Here is a 6,691-nt window from a genome sequence, read left to right on the forward strand (position 1 = left end):
TGAAGCACACCTTCTATCCAGCCAGGACAACCGAAAAGAATGTCATAAGCAACACATTTTGGATTTTTTATTTGGAGTTTGTGTTTAACTCGTGTGGCTAAACTTGGAATCATATCAGATTGATTTGTTCCATATTTTACATCACCAAAATTGTGTGCAAAAATGATATAGTCTATGGTTTCAGGGTCAATTCCTGCATTTTCAATTGCTCTTTCAGAAGCTAAAAAAGCCAAATCAGAAGAACATTGCTCCGGAGCTGCATAGCGTCTTTTTTCGATTCCGGTTATGCTTTTAAATTTTCCTATTATTGTTTCATTGGGAGCGCCAAATGGACTGCCGTCTTCATTTAAAAATACGTGTTTGTCAAAATCAGTATTGTCAACTATTGTTTCTGGAATGTAACTTCCTATTCCGGTTATTTTTATTTTCATTGGAAATAAATAAAAAATTTTACACAAATTTAATTATAAAAAATACTTTGCAAATATATAATTATAAAAGGCCTAAATTCTAAAAAATAGTGATATTTTGTTAAAATCAGAATAAAAATTTACAATTTTATCTTCATTACAGTTGCGATTGACAAGGCTCTAGTTTTCATATTTTCTGCATTTTGACCAGCAAAATTTTCATCAATAGTTATATTGAAATAGTTGAGCCAAATGGCAAAATGTTCTTCGGATAGTTTTGTTTTTTGATTTAAATCGGAGTGAATTTGAAGAACATTTTTTCTGTAGTTTCCAGTTTCAAAAAGTATTTGCTCCCAGAAATCGACCAATTCATTTAAATGAGGTGCCAAATCTATTTTTGCTACCTTGATAAAAATATAACTTATTTTGCTGTCAGCCAGTAATTTCAAATAGAATTCACTCATTAATAAATGCAAATCGTCTCGTGTTTGAATGTCTTTCATGATTTTTTTGTAAGATTTTGTTTTATTTATAAAGACTTTTTTCAAGAATAATTATATATATTTGGGGAATATAAATCTAAAATATTTAAAAATGAAAAAAATTACTTTATTATTCCTAATGTCGTTAACCACTTCATTAATTTTTGCTCAAGTCGATGTGATCACTAAACACAGTGGTGAGACCGTTAAAGGAAAAGTTTTGCGTGTTGACGAATATACCGTTGTTTTCGTTTATGATGGTGAAGATGCCGAAAATTCTATTGGGAAATATGCTATTGAAAAAGTAGTATATGGAAAAAGTGGTAGAGTTGAGGATGTCACCGAAAAAATTGTTGTAAATGGAGAAGCTGATTGGGAAAAAGTGATAATTCTTGAAGAAAAATCATATATAGCAGGTTTGAAAAAAGGTGGAGAAGTCCGTGGAAAAACAGGATTAATAAACTTTCAAACAGGAAACACTGGGGATAAAAAGGCAGATAAAAAACTTAAAATGGCAGCTGCTGCAATAGGATGTCCTTTTATATTAATGATTTCTGATAAAACTACGGTTGGGGCAAGTTCTAACTCGCTTGGTGGTACCCAAGCCATTAAAACAGGAATAGGATATAAATATTAAAATATATTATATAAAAAAATGCCCCGAATTTCGGGGCATTTTTTTTGGATTCTATTGAAAAATTATTCTTCCATATAAGCTTCAATTGGTGCGCAACTGCAAACCAAATTCCGGTCGCCATAAGCATCATTTGCTCTACGAACAGATGGCCAAAATTTGTTTTCAGCAATGTATTCCAATGGAAAAGCGGCTTGTTGCCTAGTGTATGGAAAATCCCAAACATCGGCAGTTAGCATTGCTAATGTATGTGGTGAATTTTTCAAAACATTGTTTTTATCTTCTATAGTTGATGCGTCAATTTCTTTTCTGATAGAGATTAATGCGTCACAAAAACAATCTAATTCTTCCAGATTTTCGCTTTCGGTTGGTTCAACCATCATCGTGTCGTGAACCGGAAAGGAAATGGTTGGCGCGTGAAAACCATAATCCATTAATCGTTTTGAAATGTCGGTTACATCAATTCCGTTTTTCTTGAAAGGATGACAATCCAAAATCATTTCGTGAGCTGCACGACCCATTTCTCCAGAATATAAAGTATGAAAATGACCTTTCAGTTTTTCTTTAATATAGTTGGCATTCAATATAGCGTGTTTTGTAGAATCTGTCAAACCTTCTGCTCCTAACATTGAAATGTAGCCATAAGAAATCAAGCAAACTAGTGCTGAACCCCAAGGTGCTGCCGAAATTGCCGTGATAGCAGTTGAACCGCCTGTTGCAACAATAGGATTTGTTGGTAAAAAAGGAACTAATTGTTTGGCTACACAAATTGGGCCAACTCCAGGGCCACCGCCACCGTGAGGAATAGCGAATGTTTTATGCAAGTTCAAGTGGCAAACATCGGCACCAATTGTTGCTGGATTGGTCAAACCTACTTGAGCATTCATATTGGCGCCATCCATATAAACTTGTCCACCGTTATCGTGAATAATTTGTGTAATTTCTTTGATGGCACTTTCAAAAACACCGTGGGTTGATGGGTAAGTAACCATCAAGCAAGCTAAATTGTCCTTATGAAGAATGGCTTTTTCTCGTAAATCTTCCACGTCGATATTTCCGTTTTCCAATGTTTTGGTAACGATAACTTTCATTCCTGCCATCGCTGCCGAAGCAGGATTTGTTCCGTGTGCCGATGAAGGAATTAAAGCGATATTTCTGTGTTGATCTCCACGAGATTGGTGATAAGCACGAATAACCATCAATCCTGTATATTCGCCTTGCGCGCCTGAATTGGGTTGCAAGGTTGTCCCAGCAAATCCAGTAATAATGCTCAATTGATTTTCTAGTTTTTGCAACATTTCTTGATAACCTTGCGCTTGATCTAGCGGTACAAATGGGTGAATATTATTCCAATTGGCATTACTCAAAGGCAACATTTCGGTAGCGGCATTCAACTTCATTGTGCAAGAACCAAGCGAAATCATTGAATGATTCAAAGATAAATCTTTGCGTTCTAGCATTTTTATGTAACGCATCAAAGCGGTTTCTGAATGGTATTTATTGAAAACATCGTGTTGCAAAAATGTTGAAGTTCTTTCTAGATTCGAAGGAAAATGATTCGTTTCTGATAGATTTACAATTGTATTTGCCTGTGTGTCATTTGCGGAAGCGAAAATCGAAACAATTTTATTGATATCAGCAACACTTGTGGTTTCGTTCAAAGAAATGGAAATCGTAGTGTCATCAATATAATAGAAGTTGATTTCGTTTTGTTCGGCAATAGATTTTATTTTTTTGGCATCAGCATTCACGACAATAGTGTCAAAGAAAGCGGTGTTGGTTTGTTGTAATCCCAATTTTTCTAATTCATTTGACAAGGTTGCTGTCAATGAATGGATTTTATTGGCGATATATTTTAAGCCTTTTGGGCCGTGATAAACAGCGTACATTCCTGCCATAACCGACAATAAAACTTGGGCAGTACAAATATTGGAAGTCGCTTTGTCACGTTTAATATGTTGCTCACGAGTTTGCAAAGCCAAACGAAGCGCACGATTGCCATCAGTATCAACAGTCACACCGATGATTCTTCCTGGCATACTTCTTTTGTATTCGTCTTTTGTAGCAAAATAGGCAGCGTGAGGACCCCCATAACCTAACGGAATTCCGAAACGTTGTGTAGTTCCCACTACAACTGCAGCTCCCATTTCGCCTGGAGGCGTTAGTTTTGTTAAACTCAAAATATCGGCTGCAACGGCAACTTTTATTTCATTATTTTTTGCTTTGGCAATGAAGTCAGTGTAATCATTTACTTGACCGTATTTTCCTGGATATTGAAGAATTGCTCCAAAAAACTCGGTTGAGAAATCAAAAGTTTCGTGATTTCCTATGATTAATTCAACTCCAATTGGAGCGGAACGTGTTTGTAAAACGGATAAAGTTTGGGGTAAAATTTCCTCAGAAACAAAAAATTTATTGATGTTGTTTTTCTTTTGGTCACGACTTCTAACGTCAAATAATAAAGCCATAGCTTCGGCAGCTGCAGTTCCTTCGTCGAGTAAAGAGGCGTTTGCAATTTCCATTCCGGTAAGTTCAATAACCATCGTTTGGAAATTTAGAATTGCTTCTAAACGACCTTGGGAAATTTCAGCTTGATAAGGAGTGTAAGCGGTGTACCAACCCGGATTTTCAAAAATATTCCTTTGAATCGCTGCTGGAACAATCGCTTGATTGTATCCTAAACCAATGTAAGATTGGAAGACTTTATTTTTATTTCCCAATTGTTGAATATGGTTTGAATATTCATATTCAGTCATTGCTGGGGCTAAATCTAGAGGAGATTTTAGACGAATATCATTCGGAATAGTTTCAGAAATCAATTGGTCTAGGGTTGCTGCTCCAATTGTTTTCAGCATAATTTTAAGGTCATTTTCTCTTGGCCCAATGTGTCTTAAAGCAAAAGCATCTGTTCTCATATAGTTATAAAAGTGTTGTTTTTTTGAAGCGCAAATTTATACATTATATTCAAAAGAAAGGAGGTTCAAACTATTGATTTTTAGGAATTTTTCAACTAAAATGCTTTCTTGTTAACAAGGTTGATTATTTTTGCATAATGAAGGTTTTTAAAAGAATAGTGGATTTTTATATACAAAGTAGTATTCACGTGGCTTTATCAGTATTTGCATTGGTTCGAATGACCGATCATATATTCCATATTCCGAATGATAAACCAGTTGCCTTTTTTGCTTTTTTTGGAACTATTGTCGGTTATAATTTTGTAAAATATGACAGTCTTGTTAGAGCCAAAAAAATACAATTGCGAAGTAGTTTATGGGCAATTATTTTGGTAAGTATTTTTTCTTTTTTTGCAGTTGGACTCTACTTTTTTCAATTGCAACGAATCACGCAAATTATAGCTGTCGTGTTTTTGGCATTGACCTTATTATATACACTTCCTTTCTTTCCAAATAGAAAAAATGCCCGAAATTGGGCTGGCGTAAAAATTTATATTGTGGCATTGTGTTGGGTTGGAGTAACTTTGGTATTACCCATTTTAGATGCTGAAATTTCAATAACTTCTGATTTTTATTTAAAATGTGTACAACGATTTATCCTTGTTTTTGTGTTGATACTCATTTTTGAAATCATTGATTTAGCTAATGACGATCCTCATTTAAAAACAGTTCCTCAACAAATAGGAGTGAGGCAAACTAAAATCCTTGGTTTGCTACTTTTGATTCCGTTTTATTTTTTAGAATTACTAAAAATCGAATTTGATCAGAAACAATTAATTGTCAACCTGATTTTAGTAACTGTACTTTCCTTATTTATTGTTTTTGTGAATGAAAAACGCTCCAAATATTACACTTCTTTTTGGGTTGAAAGCGTTCCGATATTTTGGTGGTTACTTTTGCTTTTTTTTTAAATAAAAAAAACCGAAGCATTGCTACTTCGGTTTCATATAATTTAAATTAAGCCCGCTCTTTTCAACAAAGCATCTGGTTTTGGTTCTTGTCCTCTAAAGCGTTTATATAATTCCATTGGCAATTCGGTTCCGCCTTTAGAAAGCACATTGTCTTTGAATTTTGTTGCCACTTCTTTATTGAAAATTCCTTTTTCTTGAAAGTAAGCAAAAGCATCAGCATCGAGAACTTCGGCCCATTTGTAGCTGTAATATCCAGAGGAATAACCGCCTTGAAAAATGTGGGAGAACGAAACCGACATACAATTTTCGGCCACGTCCGGATATAAAGTCGTGCCTTCAAAAGCTGTTTTTTCGAAAGTTTTTACGTTTGTAATTTCAGTTGGATTGTTGCTGTGAAAAGCCATATCCAATAATCCAAAACTAATTTGTCGCAAAGTTGCCATTCCTTCTTGAAAACTTGCACTTTCTTTGATTTTTTCTACATATTCTTGTGGAATAATTTCTCCTGTTTCATAATGTTTAGCAAACAGAGCCAAGGCTTCTGGTTCGTAACACCAGTTTTCCATGACCTGACTTGGCAATTCTACAAAATCCCAATATACTGATGTTCCAGATAAACTTGGGTAGGTTGTATTAGCCAATATTCCGTGAAGTCCGTGTCCGAATTCGTGGAATAAAGTCGTCACTTCATTAAATGTTAATAAAGAAGGTTTGGTTTCTGTTGGTTTGGTAAAGTTGCAAACGTTCGAAATATGTGGTCTTTCGTTTACGCCATTTTTTATAGATTGCGATTTGAAACTTGTCATCCAAGCACCATTTCGTTTGCCTTTTCTTGGAAAGAAATCCGCATAGAAAATTGCAACTAGTTCGCCAAATTCATCTTTGACTTCATAAGTCATTACTTCTTCGTGGTATTTATCAATGTCGAATATTTCGGTAAAAGTTAATCCGTATAATTTTCCAGCAATTGTAAAAGCTCCATTCAAAACATTTTCTAATTGGAAATAAGGTTTCAACATTTCATCATCCAAATTGAATAATTTTTGCTTCAATTTTTCCGAATAATAAGCGCTGTCCCATTTTTCTAACTGGTCAATTCCGTCCAATTCTTTTGCGAAAGCAGTCAGTTCAGTAAATTCTTTTTCGGCTGCAGGTTTTGCTTTTGCCAATAAGTCATTCAAAAACGATTTTACTTTATCAGGATTTTGCGCCATTCTTTCTTCCAAAACAAAATGCGAATGAGTAGCATATCCTAATAAATTCGCTCTTTCAAAACGTAATTTGGCAATCTTTAAAGTGA

Annotated in this window: 6 protein-coding genes; 2 read left to right on the forward strand and 4 right to left on the reverse strand. The window is 34.7% G+C overall.

Features of this window, described 5'->3' with window-relative positions:
- Together PHC28_RS13890 and PHC28_RS13895 are read right to left on the reverse strand one after the other, a co-directional pair.
- Nucleotides 1–431, reverse strand: a 431-nt coding sequence (locus PHC28_RS13890) for a 3-oxoacyl-ACP synthase III family protein (protein ID WP_367278038.1), incomplete at its 3' end; no start/stop codon positions are given.
- A gap of 119 nt (nt 432–550) precedes the next feature.
- A complete protein-coding gene (locus PHC28_RS13895; RefSeq protein ID WP_300101787.1) occupies nt 551–913 on the reverse strand; it encodes a group III truncated hemoglobin in 363 nt (120 codons plus the stop codon).
- A 91-nt stretch (nt 914–1,004) separates the two neighbouring features.
- Here PHC28_RS13895 and PHC28_RS13900 point away from each other — a divergent pair, with 91 nt between their 5' ends.
- Nucleotides 1,005–1,529 (forward strand): hypothetical protein, encoded by a 525-nt coding sequence (locus PHC28_RS13900; protein WP_300101790.1) that lies wholly within the window; start codon nt 1,005–1,007, stop codon nt 1,527–1,529.
- 62 nt (nt 1,530–1,591) lie between these two features.
- Here PHC28_RS13900 and gcvP read toward each other — a convergent pair whose 3' ends face one another.
- Nucleotides 1,592–4,441 (reverse strand): aminomethyl-transferring glycine dehydrogenase, encoded by a 2,850-nt coding sequence (gcvP, locus tag PHC28_RS13905; RefSeq protein ID WP_300101793.1) that lies wholly within the window; start codon nt 4,439–4,441, stop codon nt 1,592–1,594.
- A 137-nt stretch (nt 4,442–4,578) separates the two neighbouring features.
- Here gcvP and PHC28_RS13910 point away from each other — a divergent pair, with 137 nt between their 5' ends.
- On the forward strand, nt 4,579–5,391 hold the full coding sequence (locus PHC28_RS13910) for a hypothetical protein (RefSeq protein WP_300101797.1): 813 nt from the start codon (nt 4,579–4,581) through the stop codon (nt 5,389–5,391).
- A gap of 41 nt (nt 5,392–5,432) precedes the next feature.
- Here PHC28_RS13910 and PHC28_RS13915 read toward each other — a convergent pair.
- On the reverse strand, nt 5,433–6,691 hold a 1,259-nt coding region (locus PHC28_RS13915; protein WP_300101800.1), incomplete at its 5' end, for a M3 family metallopeptidase.

The organism is Flavobacterium sp., from assembly GCF_028712645.1.
Taxonomy (GTDB): domain Bacteria; phylum Bacteroidota; class Bacteroidia; order Flavobacteriales; family Flavobacteriaceae; genus Flavobacterium.

Bases quoted from the DNA above. Each gene is read 5' to 3' on its own strand.
- PHC28_RS13895 (WP_300101787.1), bottom strand. From the start codon at position 913: ATGAAAGACATTCAAACACGAGACGATTTGCATTTATTAATGAGTGAA.
- PHC28_RS13900 (WP_300101790.1), top strand. From the start codon at position 1,005: ATGAAAAAAATTACTTTATTATTCCTAATGTCGTTAACCACTTCATTA.
- gcvP (WP_300101793.1), bottom strand. From the start codon at position 4,441: ATGAGAACAGATGCTTTTGCTTTAAGACACATTGGGCCAAGAGAAAAT.
- PHC28_RS13910 (WP_300101797.1), top strand. From the start codon at position 4,579: ATGAAGGTTTTTAAAAGAATAGTGGATTTTTATATACAAAGTAGTATT.